The organism is Klebsiella planticola ATCC 33531, from assembly GCF_000735435.1.
GTDB classification, from domain to species: Bacteria; Pseudomonadota; Gammaproteobacteria; order Enterobacterales; family Enterobacteriaceae; genus Klebsiella; species Klebsiella planticola.
The window spans coordinates 1-17612 of the sequence record NZ_JMPP01000001.1 but is presented as its reverse complement, the minus strand read 5'-3'; the positions used below and the strand labels follow the sequence as shown (position 1 = coordinate 17612).

Below are 17612 nucleotides of genomic sequence, written 5' to 3'. Positions count from 1 at the left end.
GTCGAGAAATAAGTAAACCGGAATCTGAAGATGTCTGAACCACGTTTCGTCCACCTGCGGGTGCATAGCGACTATTCCATGATCGATGGGCTGGCAAAAACCGGGCCGCTGGTGAAAAAGGCGGCCTCGCTTGGCATGCCTGCGCTGGCGATCACCGATTTTACTAACCTGTGCGGACTGGTGAAGTTCTACGGAGCGGGACATGGCGCAGGTCTTAAGCCCATCGTCGGCGCGGATTTTCACGTCCAGAGCGAACTGATGGGCGATGAGTTCACCGAACTCACGGTTCTGGCGGCCAACAATGTGGGTTATCAAAACCTGACGCTGCTGATTTCACGTGCTTATCAACGCGGCTATGGCGCGCTGGGACCGTGGATTGACCGGGACTGGCTGGCCGAACATCAGGAAGGACTGATCCTGCTTTCCGGCGCGCGTAAAGGCGATGTTGGCGTCAGCCTGACGCGTGGCAATATGGCGCTGGTCGATCAATGCCTCTCTTTCTACCAGGAGCATTTCCCGGATCGCTACTATCTGGAGCTGATCCGCACCGGTCGCGCCGATGAAGAGGCCTATTTACACGCCGCCGTGCAGCTGGCTGAAGAGCGCGGTATACCGGTCGTGGCGACTAACGATGTGCGTTTCCTGGAAACCGGTGATTTCGATGCGCATGAGATCCGCGTCGCGATTCATGACGGCTTTACCCTGGACGATCCGAAGCGCCCGCGCAAATACTCGCCGCAGCAATATATGCGCAGCGAAGATGAAATGTGCGAGCTGTTCTCCGATATTCCGGAAGCGCTGGAAAATACCGTCGAAATCGCCAAGCGCTGCAACGTTACCGTACGTCTTGGCGAATACTTCCTGCCGCAGTTCCCGACCGGGGATATGACGACGGAAGATTATCTGGTTAAAAAATCAAAAGAGGGCCTGGAAGAGCGTCTGGCTTTTCTGTTCCCTGATCCTGAAGAGCGCGTTAAACGCCGACCTGAATACGATGAGCGACTGGATATCGAACTTCAGGTGATTAACCAGATGGGCTTCCCTGGCTACTTCCTGATCGTCATGGAGTTTATCCAGTGGTCCAAGGATAACGGCGTACCGGTAGGGCCGGGACGTGGTTCCGGCGCCGGGTCGTTAGTCGCCTACGCCTTAAAAATCACCGACCTGGATCCGCTGGAATTCGATCTGCTGTTCGAACGTTTCCTGAACCCTGAACGTGTATCGATGCCCGACTTTGACGTCGACTTCTGCATGGAGAAGCGCGATCAGGTTATCGAGCACGTGGCGGAGATGTACGGTCGCGATGCGGTATCGCAGATTATCACCTTCGGTACGATGGCGGCGAAAGCGGTTATTCGCGACGTGGGCCGCGTGCTTGGCCATCCGTACGGGTTCGTGGATCGGATCTCGAAACTGGTGCCGCCCGACCCGGGGATGACGCTGGCGAAAGCGTTTGAGGCCGAGCCGCAGCTGCCGGAGATCTACGAAGCTGACGAAGAGGTCAGAGCGCTGATCGACATGGCGCGTAAGCTGGAAGGCGTCACGCGTAACGCCGGTAAGCATGCGGGGGGCGTGGTTATCGCCCCGACCAAAATTACCGACTTCGCCCCGCTATATTGCGATGAAGCAGGTTTGCATCCGGTCACCCAGTTTGATAAGAACGACGTCGAATACGCCGGGCTGGTGAAGTTCGACTTCCTTGGCCTGCGTACGCTGACCATCATCAACTGGGCGCTGGAGATGATCAACAAGCGGCGGGCGAAGAACGGCGAGCCGCCGCTGGATATCGCGGCGATCCCGCTGGACGATAAGAAAAGCTTCGATATGCTGCAACGCTCGGAAACCACTGCGGTTTTCCAGCTTGAATCGCGCGGCATGAAAGACCTGATTAAACGCCTTCAGCCCGACTGCTTCGAAGATATGATCGCGCTGGTGGCCCTGTTCCGTCCGGGGCCGCTGCAATCGGGGATGGTAGATAACTTTATCGACCGTAAGCACGGCCGCGAAGAGATCTCTTACCCGGACGTACAGTGGCAGCATGAGTGTCTGAAACCGGTGCTTGAGCCGACGTATGGCATTATCCTGTATCAGGAACAGGTCATGCAGATTGCCCAGGAGCTCTCGGGCTATACCCTCGGCGGCGCGGATATGCTGCGTCGTGCGATGGGTAAGAAAAAGCCGGAAGAGATGGCCAAGCAGCGCGGCACCTTTGAGGAAGGGGCGAGGAAAAACGGCATTGACGGCGAGCTGGCGATCAAAATCTTTGACCTGGTGGAGAAATTCGCCGGTTACGGATTTAACAAATCGCACTCGGCGGCCTATGCGCTGGTCTCCTACCAGACGCTGTGGCTGAAAGCGCACTATCCGGCCGAGTTTATGGCGGCGGTGATGACCGCGGATATGGATAACACCGAGAAAGTGGTGGGGCTGGTCGATGAGTGCTGGCGGATGGGCCTGAAAATCCTGCCGCCGGATATTAACTCCGGTCTGTACCATTTCCACGTGAATGACGACGGTGAAATCGTCTACGGTATCGGCGCGATTAAAGGGGTCGGAGAAGGGCCGATCGAAGCCATTATTGAAGCGCGTAACAACGGCGGTTATTTCCGCGAGTTGTTCGATCTTTGCGCCCGCACCGATACCAAAAAGCTGAACCGTCGGGTGCTGGAAAAACTGATTATGTCCGGGGCGTTTGACCGCCTCGGGCCGCATCGCGCGGCATTAATGAATTCGCTGGGCGATGCGCTGAAGGCCGCCGATCAGCATGCGAAAGCCGAGGCGATTGGCCAGGCGGATATGTTCGGGGTGCTGGCGGAAGAGCCGGAGCAAATCGAGCAATCCTATGCCAACTGCCAGCCGTGGCCGGAGCAGGTGGTGCTGGATGGTGAAAGGGAGACCCTGGGGCTGTACCTGACGGGTCATCCTATCAACCAGTATTTGAAAGAGATTGAGCGCTATGTTGGCGGCGTGAGACTCAAAGACATGCATCCGACCGATCGTGGTAAAGTCACCACGGCGGCGGGGCTCGTTATTGCTGCGCGGGTAATGGTCACCAAGCGCGGCAATCGTATCGGTATCTGTACGTTGGATGACCGTTCCGGGCGTCTGGAGGTGATGTTATTTACCGACGCGCTGGATAAATATCAGCAATTGCTGGAAAAAGACCGCATACTTATCGTCAGCGGACAGGTCAGCTTTGATGACTTCAGCGGGGGGCTTAAAATGACCGCCCGTGAAGTCATGGACATTGACGAAGCCCGGGAAAAATATGCTCGCGGGCTTGCTATCTCGCTGACGGACAGGCAAATTGATGACCAGCTTTTAAACCGACTCCGTCAGTCTCTGGAACCCCACCGTTCGGGAACCATTCCAGTACACCTCTATTATCAGAGGGCGGATGCGCGCGCGCGGCTGCGTTTTGGCGCAACATGGCGCGTCTCTCCGAGCGATCGTTTACTCAACGATCTGCGTGGCCTTATCGGCTCGGAGCAGGTGGAACTGGAGTTTGACTAATACAGGAATACTATGAGTCTGAATTTCCTTGATTTTGAACAGCCGATTGCAGAGCTGGAAGCGAAAATCGATTCCCTGACTGCGGTAAGCCGTCAGGATGAGAAACTCGATATTAACATCGACGAAGAAGTGCATCGTCTGCGCGAAAAAAGCGTTGAACTGACGCGTAAAATCTTCGCCGATCTGGGGGCATGGCAGGTTGCTCAACTGGCACGCCACCCACGTCGCCCGTACACCCTGGATTATGTTCGCCTGGCATTCGACGAATTTGACGAACTGGCTGGCGACCGCGCTTACGCTGACGATAAAGCCATTGTTGGCGGTATTGCGCGTCTGGACGGGCGTCCGGTGATGATTATCGGCCACCAGAAAGGGCGCGAAACGAAAGAGAAGATTCGCCGCAACTTCGGGATGCCGGCGCCGGAAGGCTATCGTAAGGCGCTGCGCCTGATGGAGATGGCTGAGCGTTTCAAAATGCCAATCATCACCTTTATCGACACCCCGGGTGCGTACCCGGGCGTGGGTGCGGAAGAGCGCGGCCAGTCTGAGGCGATTGCCCGTAACCTGCGCGAAATGTCGCGTCTGAGCGTTCCGGTCATCTGTACCGTTATCGGGGAAGGTGGTTCCGGCGGCGCGCTGGCGATCGGCGTTGGCGATAAGGTCAACATGCTGCAGTACAGCACCTATTCGGTCATTTCACCGGAAGGCTGCGCCTCCATTCTGTGGAAAAGCGCGGATAAAGCCCCGCTGGCGGCCGAAGCGATGGGGATCATTGCTCCACGTCTGAAAGAGCTGAAGCTGATTGACTCAATTATCCCGGAACCTCTGGGCGGCGCTCATCGCAACCCGGAAGCCATTGCGGCAAGCCTGAAGGCGCAGCTGCTGGCGGATCTGGCTGACCTCGACACCCTGAGTGAAGAGGAGCTGTTAAATCGTCGCTACCAGCGTCTGATGAGCTACGGCTACGCCTGATTATTTCTCGCGTCAATATTGCCTGGGGCCGGATTTTCCGGCCCCTTTTTTATGTGCGATACGCCAGCGCGATTGCTATGATGCCTGACTCAGGTCAATTCCAGGAGGAAAGCGTGAATATCATCGCCATCATGGGGCCCCACGGCGTCTACCACAAAGACGAACCGATCAAAGAGCTGGAAGCGGCCCTGCAACGGCAAGGCTTTCAGACTATCTGGCCGCAAAACAGCGCCGACCTACTGCAGTTTATCGAACATAATCCGCGGATCTGCGGGGTCATCTTTGACTGGGATGAGTACAACGCCGATCTGTGCAGCGATATCAATCAGCTGAATGAGTATCTCCCGCTATACGCCTTTATCAACGCGCATTCGACGATGGATGTCAGCAGTCAGGATCTGCGTATGACGCTGTGGTTCTTTGAATACGCGCTTGGCCTGGCAGAAGAGATCGCCACCCGAATCGCCCAGTACACGCGTGAATACCTGGATAACATTACGCCGCCGTTTACCAAAGCCCTGTTCAACTATGTGCAGGAGGGAAAATATACCTTCTGTACGCCGGGGCATATGGGGGGCAGCGCGTACCAGAAAAGCCCGGTTGGCTGCCTGTTTTATGACTTTTTCGGGGGCAATACGCTAAAAGCCGACGTGTCGATTTCGGTCACCGAGCTGGGGTCGCTGCTCGATCATACCGGGCCGCACCTGGAGGCTGAAGAGTATATCGCCCGCGCCTTTGGTGCCGAGCAGAGCTACATGGTGACGAACGGCACCTCGACGTCGAACAAAATTGTCGGCATGTATTCGGCGCCGGCGGGCAGCACGCTGCTGATTGACCGTAACTGCCATAAGTCACTGGCGCACCTGCTGATGATGAGCGATGTCGTTCCACTGTGGCTGAAACCGACGCGTAACGCGCTGGGTATTCTGGGCGGTATACCGAAACGGGAATTCACCCGCGACAGCATTCAGCAGAAGGTCGATACCACGAGCGGAGCCGGGTGGCCGGTACATGCGGTGATTACCAACTCCACCTACGACGGGCTGCTGTATAACACCACCTGGATCAAAGAGACGCTCGATGTGCCCTCGATCCATTTTGATTCGGCCTGGGTGCCTTACACTCATTTCCATCCGATCTACCAGGGGAAAAGCGGGATGAGCGGCGATCGCATTCCGGGTAAGGTGGTCTTCGAAACACAATCAACGCACAAAATGCTGGCCGCGCTGTCGCAGGCCTCGCTGATCCACATTAAAGGCAGCTACGACGAAGAGACCTTTAATGAAGCGTTTATGATGCACACCTCGACGTCGCCGAGCTATCCGATCGTGGCTTCGATAGAAACCGCGGCGGCCATGCTGCGCGGCAATTCTGGCAAGCGTTTGATCCAACGCTCCATTGAGCGAGCGCTGGATTTCCGCAAAGAGGTCCAGCGTCTGCGTGAAGAGACTGACGGCTGGTTCTTTGATATCTGGCAGCCGGAGGATATTGAGCAGGTGCAGTGCTGGCCGGTGGCAGGGGGGGAGAACTGGCACGGTTTCAAAGACGCTGACGATAATCATATGTTCCTCGACCCGGTGAAGGTGACGATCCTGACGCCGGGAATGGATGAACAGGGCAATATGGACGGTGAGGGGATCCCGGCGGCGCTGGTGGCGAAATTCCTCGATGAGCGCGGCGTGGTCGTGGAAAAAACGGGTCCCTACAACCTGCTGTTTCTGTTCAGCATCGGCATCGATAAAACCCGGGCGATGGGGCTGCTGCGCGGCTTAACCGAGTTTAAGCGCGCCTACGATCTCAACCTGCGAGTGAAGAACATGCTGCCGGATCTCTACGCGGAAGATCCCGATTTTTATCGCAATATGCGTATTCAGGATCTGGCGCAGGGGATCCATCGCCTGATCCGTCAGCACCAGCTTTCACAGCTGATGCTGAGCGCGTTTGACGTGCTGCCGGAAATGAAAATGACGCCGCATCAGGCCTGGCAGCGGCAAATCAAAGGTGAAGTCGAAACCATTGAGCTGGAAAATCTGGTTGGGCGCATTTCGGCTAATATGATTCTGCCGTACCCGCCGGGCGTACCGCTGTTGATGCCCGGAGAGATGATTACCGAAGAGAGCCGGGCGGTGCTCGATTTCCTGCTGATGCTCTGCTCGATTGGCCGCCATTATCCGGGCTTTGAAACGGATATCCACGGGGCGAAGCGCGGGGACGACGGCGTCTACCGGGTACGAGTCTTAAAAAATGACTCACTGCTTGCACCGCGCTAAGCGGCGCGAGTAACCTGGATGGCATTAACTGGAGGAGTAGACATGCTGGGTTTAAAACGGGTTCACCATATTGCTATCATCGCGACCAATTATGCGCAGAGCAAAGCCTTTTACTGCGATATTCTGGGCTTTACGTTGCAGAGTGAGTTTTATCGTGAAGAGCGCGACTCGTGGAAGGGCGATCTGGCATTGAACGGCGAGTATGTTATTGAACTGTTCTCTTTCCCGTTCCCTCCAGCTCGTCCGAGCCGTCCGGAAGCCTGTGGGCTGCGTCATCTGGCCTTTAGCGTGGATGATATTGACGCTGCGGTGGCTCATCTGGAAAAGCATGGCGTGGCCTGTGAGGGAATTCGCATCGATCCTTTTACCGGCAAACGCTTCACCTTTTTTAACGATCCCGACGGCCTGCCGCTGGAGATTTATCAGCAGTAACCCTTGCCAGAGCGCGCCCGGCCCGGTAACGTGCCGGGCTATCTCCCCAGCGACACTATCAAGATGATGACGCCCGATATTGCGCACACCCTACACCCCTATCGTCAGTTTTTGGTCGCCTTCAGCGGCGGTCTGGATTCGACGGTGCTTTTACATCAACTGGTCTGCTGGCGTGAACGGGACCCGACGCTGCAGCTGCGGGCCATCCATATTCACCATGGCCTGAGCGCGAATGCCGATAGCTGGGTTGCGCACTGCCAGCAGGTTTGTCAGCACTGGCAGGTTCCGCTGGTGGTCGAGCGCGTCACCCTGGCGGATGACGGCCTGGGCGTGGAGGCGCATGCGCGTCAGGCACGCTACCAGGCTTTCCGGGGGGCGCTGCGGCCGGGAGAAGCCCTGGTGACGGCTCAACACCTCGACGATCAGTGTGAAACCTTCCTGTTGGCGCTCAAACGCGGCAGCGGCCCAACCGGGCTGGCGGCGATGGCGGCGTCCTCCGGGTTTGCCGCTACCCGGCTGCTGCGTCCTCTGCTGAATACCCGTCGTGAGACGCTGCACCAGTGGGCGCTGGCTCATCAGCTCAGCTGGATTGAGGACGAGAGTAATCAGGATGATACCTACGATCGTAACTTCCTCCGCCTGCGCGTTGTCCCGCAGCTTAACGCGCGCTGGCCCCACTTTAGTGAAGCGGTCGCGCGTAGCGCCAGCCTGTGCGGTGAACAGGAGCAGCTGCTGGATGAACTGCTGGCGGAAGATTTGGCAAAACTGGTGGCGGATGACGGTTCGTTAGCTATCGACGCGCTGGCGTCCATGAGCGCGCCGCGCCGCGCCGCGCTGCTGCGGCGCTGGCTGGCCAGGCACTCTGCGCCGATGCCCTCGCGCGAGATGACGGAGCGAATCTGGCGCGAAGTCGCGCTGGCGCGGGAGGATGCCTTTCCCTGTCTGCGTCTTGGCGATTTTTCCGTGCGCCGTTATCAGCAGCGGCTGTGGTGGGTCAGGTATCAACCCGGCCAGACGAATGCGCTGCTACCGTGGCCGGACTACCGACAACCGCTACGGCTGCCTGAAGGTCTTGGCGAACTGGCGCTGCAACCAGGCGGACCGCTACGCGCCCCGCGTGGTGAAGAGCCGGTGACGGTGCGCTTTCGCGCCAGCGGGAATCTGCATATTGTCGGTCGTCACGGTGGCCGCAAGCTGAAGAAAATCTGGCAGGAGCTGGGCGTGGCCCCCTGGCGCCGCGATACCACACCGCTACTGTTCTACGGTGAGACGCTGATTGCGGCGGCGGATTCGCTGTTCGTAACCTGCGAAGGGGAAGCGCGGGAAGGCGAAGGGGTAGAGATGATATGGAGGAAAACGGGCGGCTGAGCCACCCGTTTTTATTCAGGACTCACTGACCACCACGGTACCGATTTCCGGGTGGCTGAAGCTGGCGATTTTATCCAGGCGTAGTTCGCGAATGTTTCCGCTCAGTTCCACCACCAGATACTCGATATTTTTGCGCGAGATAAGATCGCTTGCCTTCGCTTGCAGCTGCTCACCATCTTTGAGCGTCAGGACAAGCACCAGATGATGCTGGCAGGCAAGTTCGAGGTTGTCATAATCATCACAGTTGATGGGTTGATAAGTATCATTCATTGACATAATCGCTCACCAGTAAGTTTGCTGCCGCACAGGCGGCTTTTTCCCTGACTGACTCCGAAAGGGCCTCATCCGCCGCAATTTCATTCAATACTTTCAACACGCAACCCAGCGCATCTGGAATATACCCTAGGTCTCCGCTGGCTATTTCCGCATACCGCTTGCGTATTAACTCACAATATTGGTCCACATGCCCTCCTGTCAGTATTCTGACTCAACCGTGGGATGCAAGTTTAAGCCTACGAAGATACACTCTGTTTAGCAAGGTGACTATACCATAGTCATTTAAGCAATATCAGCAGGATGAAAAGAGAGCCGCCGATTGCCGGCAGCCTTTTGTCGCCCGTTTCGCTACAATGTACGCCATTTATTTCAGGAGAGTATTCATGGCGCTGAAAGCGACAATTTATAAGGCTACGGTGAACGTTGCCGATCTCGATCGCAACCAGTTTCTGGATGCCAGCCTGACGCTGGCTCAGCATCCGTCGGAAACCCAGGAGCGCATGATGCTACGCCTGCTGGCGTGGATCAAATACGCCGACGAACGTCTGCAGTTTACCCGCGGCCTCTCGTCAGAGGATGAGGCAGAGCTCTGGCTACTCAACGATCATCTCGGCGTTGACCTGTGGATTGAGCTTGGTTTGCCGGATGAGCGGCGGATTAAAAAAGCGTGTTCACGGGCGCAGGAGGTGGTGTTGTTTGCCTACAATAGCCGGGCAGCGGAAATCTGGTGGCAGCAGAACAAGAGCAAAATGGCGCAGTTTAGCAAACTGACGGTCTGGTATCTGGATGATGCGCAGCTCGCCAGGCTCAGCGCTTTTGCCGATCGTTCAATGGTGCTACAGGCCACTTTACAGGACGGCGGCATCTGGCTATCTGACGCTAAGAATAATCTGGAAATTCATTTAACGGCGTGGCAGCCGTCGGCATGATTACGATTAGCCGCAGCGTGGTTATTCCGGATGAAGAGATAACCTTGTCCGGGATACGCGCGCAGGGCGCGGGCGGTCAGCACGTGAATAAAGCGTCTACCGCCATCCATCTGCGCTTTGACATAAAAGCATCCAGTCTGCCTGATTATTATAAAGAACGATTACTGGCCGCCAGTCACCACTTAATTTCTGCCGAGGGTGTGGTTATCATTAAGGCTCAGGAATATCGCAGCCAGGAAATGAATCGCGAAGCGGCCATTTCCCGTCTGGTTGCGTTAATAAAAGAATTAACCGCAGTGCAAAAAAGTCGCCGTGAGACCCGGCCGACCCGGGCGTCAAAAGAGCGTCGTCTTGCCTCGAAGGCGCAAAAGTCCTCTGTCAAAGCGCTGCGGGGGAAAGTTCGTCAGTAGGCGGCATGGCGAACGGGTGGAATGGATTATAAGGAATTAACAGTGAAGAAAATCGTACTCTCCGTTGCCGTAGCGTGTTCGCTCTTTGCGCTATTTGGCTGCAACCATCGTTCGGATGTCGAGATGTTACAGCCGGCGCCGATGGAAGAACTGAAGCCGATGCAGCAAAGCTGGCGTGGCATTTTGCCCTGCGCCGATTGTGAAGGGATTGAAACCTCGCTGTTCCTCGAAAAGGATGGCAGCTGGGTTATGAACGAACGTTACCAGGGCGTCAGCCGTGAACCGTCATCGTTCGCCTCGTACGGGACCTGGGCGCGGACCGCCGATAAGCTGGTCCTGACCGACAGCAAAGGGGAGAAGTCCTACTATCGCGCGAAGGGGGAAACCCTGGAAATGCTCGATCGGGAAGGTAACCCCATTGAGTCAACGCTCAACTACACCCTGAAATCGGTCAAAGCCAGCCTGCCGACTACGCCGATGACCATGCGCGGGATGTATTTCTATATGGCGGATGCGGCCACCTTCACCGACTGCGCGACCGGTAAGCGGATCGCGGTGGCTAACAATGCCCAGCTTGAGCGCGATTATGCCGCCGCTCGCGGGACGCAAACGCGCCCGGTGCTGCTGGTGGTAGAAGGGCACTTTACGCTGGAAGCCAACCCCGATAGCGGGGAGATGGTGAAAACGCTGATGGCGGATAAAAATAGTAAATTCGTGCCGGGCAAAGAGTGTAACCAGTAAGTGTTTTCTCGCTTCGTGCCGGGCAAAGAGTGTAACCAGTAAGTCGTTTTCTCGCGAACGCGGCAAACAAACGCTGCGGAAAACGGAGCAGCGAACCTCGTTGCCAACATAAAAAAGGCCCCGCAGATGCGGGGCCTTTTTACGTTTAGCGGTGGGTTCAGCCTTTAATAGCGTTAACCAGGTAATTCACGATATCGCCGGTTTTGATCAGCTGCTTCTCGCCGTTGCGACGATATTTATATTCGATATCGTCATTGTCGAGGTTGCGATCGCCGAGCACGATGGTATGCGGAATACCAATCAGCTCCATGTCGGCAAACATCACGCCCGGACGCTCTTTACGGTCGTCCATCAGCACTTCGATACCCTGTGCGCGCAGCTCGCTATACAGCTTCTCAGCCAGCTCCTGCACGCGGTAGGATTTGTGCATGTTCATCGGCAGGATAGCGACCTGGAAAGGGGCGATCGCATCTGGCCAGATAATACCGCGGTCGTCATGGTTCTGCTCAATGGCAGCAGCCACCACGCGGGTTACCCCGATACCGTAGCAGCCCATAGTCAGCACCTGGTTACGGCCGTCTTCACCCTGCACCGAGGCGTTCATCGCCTGTGAGTACTTGGTCCCCAGCTGGAAGATGTGACCCACTTCGATGCCACGTTTAATCAGCAGCGTACCCTGGCCATCCGGGCTCGGATCGCCGGCGACAACGTTACGGATATCGGCAACTTCCGGGGTCGCCACATCGCGATCCCAGTTAATGCCGAAGTAGTGTTTACCATCGATGTTGGCGCCGGCAGCGAAATCGCTCATCGCCGCCACGGTACGGTCGATAACCACCGGAATCGGCATATTCACCGGCCCCAGAGAACCTGGACCTGCGTTAACGATGGCGCGAATTTCTGCTTCAGTAGCGAAGGTCAGCGGGCTGGCAACCTGCGCCAGTTTTTCTGCTTTCACTTCGTTCAGCTCGTGGTCGCCGCGCACCAGCAGGGCAACCAGCGGGTAGCTGCTGCCTTCAACTGCTTTAACCAGCAGGGTTTTGACGGTCTTCTCAACCGGCAGGTTGAACTGCTCGACCAGCTCGGCGATGGTTTTCGCATTCGGCGTATCGACCAGCGTCATCTCCTGAGTTGCTGCCGCGCGCGGTGCTTTCGGCGCAACTGCTTCAGCAAACTCAATGTTGGCCGCGAAGTCAGAGCTGTCAGAGAAGATCACGTCATCTTCGCCGCTCTGCGCCAGAACCTGGAACTCATGAGACGCGCTACCGCCGATTGAGCCGGTGTCAGCCTGTACCGCGCGGAAATCAAGACCCATGCGAGTGAAGATTTTGCTGTAGGCAGCATACATCGCATCGTAGGTCTCTTGCAGCGATTCCTGAGAGGTATGGAAAGAGTAGGCATCTTTCATCAGGAACTCACGAGAGCGCATTACGCCAAAGCGCGGGCGAACTTCGTCACGGAACTTGGTCTGAATCTGGAAGAAGTTCAGCGGCAGCTGCTTGTAAGAGTTCAGCTCGTTACGGATCAGGTCGGTAATGACCTCTTCATGCGTTGGACCGAGAACAAACGGACGCTCGCCGCGGTCAACGAAACGCAGCAGTTCCGGACCGTACTGCTCCCAGCGACCGCTCTCCTGCCACAGGTCCGCTGGCTGAACTACCGGCATGGACACCTCGATGGCACCGGCGTTGTTCATCTCTTCACGCACGATGTTTTCGACTTTTTTCAGGACGCGCAGGCCGGTCGGCAGCCAGGTATACAACCCGGAGGCCAGCTTGCGGATCATCCCGGCGCGCAGCATCAACTGATGGCTGATGACTTCGGCGTCGGCAGGTGTCTCCTTTTGAGTGGAGAGCAGGTATTGGCTAGTACGCATGTTGTTACGGTTCCATTTGGACGATCGGAACAGGCTGGGGGACCAGCCTGAAACAAAAAAAGTGGTTTAGTTTACCAGTGTGGCAAAGATGCCAAAAGAGAGGAAAATAAAATTAGCGCGGTTCAAGGGAAAAGACTTCAAAACCGGACGGAATCACGCGCCAGCGTACGTTAAAATCGAGCAGCCAGACGGCATAAGTTTTTCCCGCTTCTTCCTCTTTACGATAGGCCGGCCGCGGATCCTGCGCCAGCACCTCGCAGATGAACGCTGTAAGGTGCGGATAGCGCTGTTCCAGGGCGAGGAGCTGCGCCTGCGTTTCAGGGGTAAAGCTGACCGCCATCTCCGCCTGCGGCGCCTGCTGGGCGTAGCTGGCGTTGGCATCCGGCAGCGCTTCGGCAAACGGCAGGTAAGGTTTGATATCGACGACCGGCGTACCGTCTACCAAATCCAGACTGCCAAGCTGAAGGATGACCTGATCTTGATGACAGCGAACGCCTTTCAGTTCAACCAGCGACATCCCGATGGGATTCGGGCGAAACGTTGAACGCGTGGCGAACACGCCCATACGCGCATTGCCGCCGAGGCGGGGAGGGCGCACGGTGGGGCGCCAGCCGCCTTCCATCGTCTGATGGAAAACAAACAGCACCCACAGATGACTGAATGCTTCCAGGCCGCGGACGGCATCAGCCTGGTTATAAGGCGGCAGCAGATGCAATTCGCCGCCGCCATGTTTGACCAGGCCTGGCTGGCGCGGGACGGCAAATTTTTCTTTATATGGCGAGCGGATAACGCCTATCTGCGCAAACTGAAAAGCACTCATTGCGCCGAGACGTTAAGCGCTGAACCCAGGCAAACGGCCTGGCGATAGCATCCTGGTGTGCCGCTGGTGACTTCACAGCTGTGCAGAAGGACCGCGTTAGCTTTCATTTTAGCTGCGTTGATTTGCAGACGCTTGCGGGCGGTCGGGATATTGGGCGGCGAGTCCTGATTGCTGGCCTGGCATGATTCGCCGGTCACTTCACCGAGATCGCGGAATGGCTTCCCGACCAGTGCGGAGGCATCGGTATAAATTCTTACCGGCGCCGGACGTACTGCTTTCGGTTTGGCAGGCTCCGTTTTGGCCGGTGCGGTTGCGGTGCTTTGTACAGGTTCGACGGGAGATCTGCTTAGCATAGAACAGCCGCTTAACATGAGTGCTAACAAACAGACCGGTAAAGCACGCATAGTATTTCCTCAATAAATGATCAAACAGGGCGCTATTGAATCAGGTGCTTGCATAAATGACAAGACGGGCATAAAGCCCGTCCTGCATGATATTACGGTGAAAAGAGATTACCAGCCTTTCACTGCGCCGCCGTTAAAGATTTTGTTAGCGGCTTCGTAAACTTCATCGCTCTGGTAAGCCTGAACAAATTTCTTAACATTCTCCGCATCTTTATTGTCTTCGCGAGCAACAATGAGGTTCACGTACGGAGAGTCCTTACCTTCTACGAAAATACCATCTTTGGCCGGGGTCAGGCCGATCTGGCTGGCGTAGGTAGTGTTGATGACCGCCAGCGCAATCTGTGCATCGTCGAGGGAACGCGGCAGCTGCGGTGCTTCCAGCTCAACAATCTTCAGGTTTTTCGGGTTCTCAATGATATCCAGCGAGGTTGGCAGCAGACCAACGCCTTCTTTCAGTTTGATCAGGCCCACCTGTTGCAGCAGCAGCAGGGAACGACCGAGGTTGGTCGGATCGTTAGGAATGGCAATCTGCGAGCCCGGCTGCAGTTCATCCAGTGATTTGATTTTTTTGGAATAACCGGCAATCGGATAGACAAAGGAGTTACCCACGGCCACCAGTTTGTAGCCACGGTCTTTAATTTGCTGATCGAGGTACGGTTTGTGCTGGAAGGCGTTAACGTCGATATCGCCTTTGCTCAACGCTTCGTTCGGCAGAACATAATCGTTGAAGGTCACCAGCTCAACGTCGAGACCGTATTTCTCTTTCGCCACTTTTTGTGCCACTTCGGCAACCTGCTGCTCGGCACCAACGATGACGCCGACTTTAATATGGTTCGGATCTTTTTCATCCTGACCACAACCCACCAGAGCCAGAGAACCGATTAATGCGCCGACTGCCGCAAAGGTTTTGAAATTAAAGGCCATGTTATTTCCTTTCTGTAAGAGTCTGTGTGTACACGAGTCATTGGGCCGCGCGGAGACGACCCGAATGAGGGGGTGTAGATAATGTTATTTGTGAGTTACAGCCCGGACGATACGATCGCCAGAGAATTGGATTAAATAAACCAGAATAACCAGTAATACCAGCACGGTATTCATTACCGTAGCGTTGTAGCCGATATAGCCGTACTGATAGCCAATCTGCCCCAGACCGCCGGCACCCACCGCTCCGCCCATCGCGGAATAGCCGACCAGCGTAATGAGGGTGATGGTTGCGGCATTTACCAGACCCGGCAGCGCTTCTGGCAGTAGTACCTTACGCACGATCTGCATCGGCGTGGCGCCCATCGCGCGGGATGCCTCGATAAGCCCGGTCGGAATTTCCAGCAGTGCGTTCTCCACCATACGGGCGATAAACGGCGCCGCGCCAACCGTCAGCGGCACAATGGCGGCCTGCAGCCCGATGGACGTACCGACAATCACGCGGGTGAAAGGAATCATCCACACCAGCAGGATAATGAAAGGGATGGAACGGAAAATGTTAACCAGCGCGGACAGCGTCCGGTACAGTTTGGCGTTGGCAATAATCTGTCCCGGGCGGGTGACGTACAGCAGCACACCCACCGGCAGGCCGATGACAAAACCGAAAAAGCCGGAGACGAAGGTCATGGCCAGCGTTTCCCATACGCCGCGCAACAGCAGCCAAATCATTGCCTCAGACATATCCCAGTACCTCTACTTTTACATGGTGTTCCTGCAACCAGGCGATGGCCGCCTGGGTATCTTCCTGCGTGCCGTGCATCTCGGTCAGCATAATGCCGAACTTCACGCCGCCGGCGTAATCCATCTGCGCGCTAATAATGTTGTTATTCACATTAAAGCGGCGGGCGGTTTCAGAGAGCAGCGGAGCGTCGACGGAATGACCGGTGAACTCCATGCGCAGCATAGGGACGCTATCGGGTAGCGCGGTCGGCTTCAGGCGAGCCTGGTAGTCGTCCGGAATATCCAGATGCAGTGTGGATTGAATAAACTGTTGGGCCAGCGGAGTTTTCGGGTGAGAGAAGACTTCACTCACCGTATCCTGCTCGATCAACTGACCATTGCTGATTACCGCGACGCAATCGCAGATACGTTTGACGACATCCATCTCGTGGGTAATCAGCAGAATAGTCAGCCCCAGGCGACGGTTGATATCTTTCAGCAGTTCCAGAATGGAGCGCGTGGTTGCCGGGTCCAGGGCGCTGGTGGCTTCGTCACACAGCAGCACCTTCGGGTTGCTTGCCAGCGCGCGAGCAATAGCCACACGCTGTTTCTGACCGCCGGAAAGGTTTGCCGGGTAGCTATCATGCTTATCGGCAAGACCGACCAGATCCAGCAGTTCGGTCACGCGGCGCTTAATTTCCGCCTGCGGGGTATTATCCAGCTCCAGAGGGAGCGCCACGTTGCCGAAGACGGTGCGCGAGGCCAGCAGGTTAAAGTGCTGGAAAATCATGCCAATCTGGCGACGTGCGCGGGTCAGCGCTTTTTCAGACAGCGCGGTCAGCTCCTGACCGTCAACCTGGACACTGCCTTCGGTCGGACGTTCCAGTAGGTTAACGCAGCGAATCAGCGTACTTTTACCGGCGCCGGATGCGCCGATCACGCCATAAATTTGTCCGGCAGGGACATGCAGGCTGACGTTGTTCAGAGCCTGTATGGTGCGATTCCCCTGCAGGAACACTTTGGTGATATTCGAAAGTTTAATCATCAGTTATTTATTATCGTTTAGCCGTTTGCCGTGGCATTTTCTTCTGCCGTGTCCAGGCGATGCCTGTCAATGAAATGGATGTTAAGGCATCCAGACGTCTAAATCAATCTGCCTCTGTATAATGAGCACTTTCTTGCCTCCAGAAACATGCGATACTAATCAGACTAGCCTTTATCAGGAGCAAACCGGTGGCAAAGTCAGTACCCGCAATTTTTCTCGACCGTGACGGCACGATTAATGTCGATCATGGCTATGTCCACGAAATCGACAACTTTGAATTTATCGATGGCGTCATTGACGCGATGCGTCAGCTAAAGGAGATGGGATTCGCCCTGGTGGTGGTCACCAATCAATCCGGTATCGCGCGCGGTAAGTTCACGGAAGCGCAGTTTGAAACGCTGACCGAATGGATGGACTGGTCTCTGGCCGATCGCGGTATCGATCTGGACGGTATCTATTACTGTCCGCACCACCCGCAGGGGACGGTTGAAGAGTTTCGTCAAACCTGTGATTGCCGTAAGCCGCATCCGGGAATGCTGATCTCGGCACGCGACTATCTTCATATCGATATGGCTGCTTCTTATATGGTTGGCGATAAAGTGGAAGATATGCAGGCCGCCGCCGCCGCATCTATTGGGACTAAAGTCTTGGTTCGTACCGGCAAGCCGGTCACGCCGGAAGCGGAAAATGCCGCAGACTGGGTGCTGAATAGCCTGGCAGACCTGCCGGAAGCCATCAAAAAGCAGCAAAAATAGGCGTTAAGTACAAAAGATGAGCGGTTGAAATAAAAATGCATTTTTCCGCTTGTCATTCCCGTTCGGCTCCCTATAATGCGCCTCCATCGACACGGAACAACGGCAAACAAGCCGCCGGGTTGAAAGAGAAAACTTCTGAAAAATGAGGTTGACTCTGCAA

At 55.9% G+C, this 17612-nt stretch carries 17 protein-coding genes; 9 read left to right on the top strand and 8 right to left on the bottom strand.

Features of this window, described 5'->3' with window-relative positions:
- Window positions 1–30 precede the first annotated feature (30 nt).
- The 5 genes from dnaE (at window position 31) to tilS (ending at window position 8555) form a co-directional block, all read left to right on the top strand.
- A complete protein-coding gene (dnaE, locus tag GRPL_RS25365; protein WP_032697298.1) occupies window positions 31–3513 on the top strand; it encodes a DNA polymerase III subunit alpha in 3483 nt (1160 codons plus the stop codon).
- Window positions 3514–3525: 12 nt separating this feature from the next.
- The gene (gene accA, locus GRPL_RS25370) at window positions 3526–4485 is read left to right on the top strand and encodes an acetyl-CoA carboxylase carboxyl transferase subunit alpha (protein ID WP_015585101.1); all 960 of its coding nucleotides are present in this window, start codon (window positions 3526–3528) and stop codon (window positions 4483–4485) included.
- Between the two features lie 113 nt (window positions 4486–4598).
- Window positions 4599–6755: a lysine decarboxylase LdcC gene (locus GRPL_RS25375; protein WP_032698101.1), complete on the top strand. Its 2157-nt coding sequence runs from the start codon at window positions 4599–4601 to the stop codon at window positions 6753–6755.
- A 42-nt stretch (window positions 6756–6797) separates the two neighbouring features.
- Complete coding sequence (locus GRPL_RS25380) at window positions 6798–7187, top strand: VOC family protein (RefSeq protein ID WP_032697300.1); 390 nt, start codon at window positions 6798–6800, stop codon at window positions 7185–7187.
- Between the two features lie 66 nt (window positions 7188–7253).
- Window positions 7254–8555 carry a tRNA lysidine(34) synthetase TilS gene (gene tilS / locus GRPL_RS25385; protein ID WP_032697304.1) on the top strand — a complete coding sequence of 434 codons (1302 nt, stop codon included), beginning with the start codon at window positions 7254–7256 and terminating at the stop codon, window positions 8553–8555.
- Window positions 8556–8570: 15 nt separating this feature from the next.
- Here tilS and rof read toward each other — a convergent pair whose 3' ends face one another.
- Complete coding sequence (gene rof, locus GRPL_RS25390) at window positions 8571–8831, bottom strand: Rho-binding antiterminator (RefSeq protein ID WP_004858152.1); 261 nt, start codon at window positions 8829–8831, stop codon at window positions 8571–8573.
- Entirely contained in the window at window positions 8818–9018 is a 201-nt protein-coding gene (locus GRPL_RS0125445; protein WP_004858155.1) for a YaeP family protein, read from the bottom strand. Before GRPL_RS0125445 ends, rof begins: the two co-directional genes overlap by 14 nt.
- A gap of 196 nt (window positions 9019–9214) precedes the next feature.
- On the opposite strand from GRPL_RS0125445, the gene GRPL_RS25395 reads away from it, so the two are divergent.
- From GRPL_RS25395 to nlpE, 3 genes are read left to right on the top strand one after another with little or no spacing between them, the layout of a single operon-like run.
- Window positions 9215–9760, top strand: a complete 546-nt coding sequence (locus GRPL_RS25395; protein ID WP_032689401.1) for a YaeQ family protein — start codon at window positions 9215–9217, stop codon at window positions 9758–9760.
- Entirely contained in the window at window positions 9757–10170 is a 414-nt protein-coding gene (gene arfB, locus GRPL_RS25400; RefSeq protein WP_032689400.1) for an alternative ribosome rescue aminoacyl-tRNA hydrolase ArfB, read from the top strand. Before GRPL_RS25395 ends, arfB begins: the two co-directional genes overlap by 4 nt.
- Before the next feature lie 42 nt (window positions 10171–10212).
- Window positions 10213–10911: an envelope stress response activation lipoprotein NlpE gene (nlpE, locus tag GRPL_RS25405; RefSeq protein WP_085397085.1), complete on the top strand. Its 699-nt coding sequence runs from the start codon at window positions 10213–10215 to the stop codon at window positions 10909–10911.
- Between the two features lie 157 nt (window positions 10912–11068).
- Here the strand turns inward: nlpE and proS are convergent, their stop codons facing one another.
- From proS to metN, 6 genes are all read right to left on the bottom strand, one after another.
- On the bottom strand, window positions 11069–12787 hold the full coding sequence (gene proS, locus GRPL_RS25410) for a proline--tRNA ligase (RefSeq protein WP_004858164.1): 1719 nt from the start codon (window positions 12785–12787) through the stop codon (window positions 11069–11071).
- Between the two features lie 112 nt (window positions 12788–12899).
- Window positions 12900–13607 (bottom strand): tRNA (N6-threonylcarbamoyladenosine(37)-N6)-methyltransferase TrmO, encoded by a 708-nt coding sequence (gene tsaA / locus GRPL_RS25415; protein ID WP_032689397.1) that lies wholly within the window; start codon window positions 13605–13607, stop codon window positions 12900–12902.
- The gene (gene rcsF, locus GRPL_RS25420) at window positions 13604–14011 is read right to left on the bottom strand and encodes an Rcs stress response system protein RcsF (RefSeq protein WP_004858168.1); all 408 of its coding nucleotides are present in this window, start codon (window positions 14009–14011) and stop codon (window positions 13604–13606) included. The genes tsaA and rcsF overlap by 4 nt, the downstream gene beginning before the upstream one ends.
- 108 nt (window positions 14012–14119) lie before the next feature.
- The gene (locus tag GRPL_RS25425) at window positions 14120–14935 is read right to left on the bottom strand and encodes a MetQ/NlpA family lipoprotein (protein WP_004858169.1); all 816 of its coding nucleotides are present in this window, start codon (window positions 14933–14935) and stop codon (window positions 14120–14122) included.
- A gap of 84 nt (window positions 14936–15019) precedes the next feature.
- On the bottom strand, window positions 15020–15673 hold the full coding sequence (locus GRPL_RS25430; RefSeq protein ID WP_032689396.1) for a methionine ABC transporter permease MetI: 654 nt from the start codon (window positions 15671–15673) through the stop codon (window positions 15020–15022).
- On the bottom strand, window positions 15666–16697 hold the full coding sequence (metN, locus tag GRPL_RS25435; protein WP_032689395.1) for a methionine ABC transporter ATP-binding protein MetN: 1032 nt from the start codon (window positions 16695–16697) through the stop codon (window positions 15666–15668). Before metN ends, GRPL_RS25430 begins: the two co-directional genes overlap by 8 nt.
- A gap of 188 nt (window positions 16698–16885) precedes the next feature.
- Here metN and gmhB point away from each other — a divergent pair, with 188 nt between their 5' ends.
- Window positions 16886–17452 (top strand): D-glycero-beta-D-manno-heptose 1,7-bisphosphate 7-phosphatase, encoded by a 567-nt coding sequence (gmhB, locus tag GRPL_RS25440; RefSeq protein ID WP_004858176.1) that lies wholly within the window; start codon window positions 16886–16888, stop codon window positions 17450–17452.
- Window positions 17453–17612: the final 160 nt, after the last annotated feature.

Excerpts from the sequence above, each read along its gene's own strand:
- GRPL_RS25395 (WP_032689401.1), top strand. The coding sequence starts at position 9,215 with ATGGCGCTGAAAGCGACAATTTATAAGGCTACGGTGAACGTTGCCGAT.
- tilS (WP_032697304.1), top strand. The coding sequence starts at position 7,254 with ATGACGCCCGATATTGCGCACACCCTACACCCCTATCGTCAGTTTTTG.
- GRPL_RS25430 (WP_032689396.1), bottom strand. The coding sequence starts at position 15,673 with ATGTCTGAGGCAATGATTTGGCTGCTGTTGCGCGGCGTATGGGAAACG.
- rcsF (WP_004858168.1), bottom strand. The coding sequence starts at position 14,011 with ATGCGTGCTTTACCGGTCTGTTTGTTAGCACTCATGTTAAGCGGCTGT.
- rof (WP_004858152.1), bottom strand. The coding sequence starts at position 8,831 with ATGTCAATGAATGATACTTATCAACCCATCAACTGTGATGATTATGAC.
- GRPL_RS25425 (WP_004858169.1), bottom strand. The coding sequence starts at position 14,935 with ATGGCCTTTAATTTCAAAACCTTTGCGGCAGTCGGCGCATTAATCGGT.
- arfB (WP_032689400.1), top strand. The coding sequence starts at position 9,757 with ATGATTACGATTAGCCGCAGCGTGGTTATTCCGGATGAAGAGATAACC.
- tsaA (WP_032689397.1), bottom strand. The coding sequence starts at position 13,607 with ATGAGTGCTTTTCAGTTTGCGCAGATAGGCGTTATCCGCTCGCCATAT.
- accA (WP_015585101.1), top strand. The coding sequence starts at position 3,526 with ATGAGTCTGAATTTCCTTGATTTTGAACAGCCGATTGCAGAGCTGGAA.
- proS (WP_004858164.1), bottom strand. The coding sequence starts at position 12,787 with ATGCGTACTAGCCAATACCTGCTCTCCACTCAAAAGGAGACACCTGCC.
- GRPL_RS25380 (WP_032697300.1), top strand. The coding sequence starts at position 6,798 with ATGCTGGGTTTAAAACGGGTTCACCATATTGCTATCATCGCGACCAAT.
- metN (WP_032689395.1), bottom strand. The coding sequence starts at position 16,697 with ATGATTAAACTTTCGAATATCACCAAAGTGTTCCTGCAGGGGAATCGC.
- dnaE (WP_032697298.1), top strand. The coding sequence starts at position 31 with ATGTCTGAACCACGTTTCGTCCACCTGCGGGTGCATAGCGACTATTCC.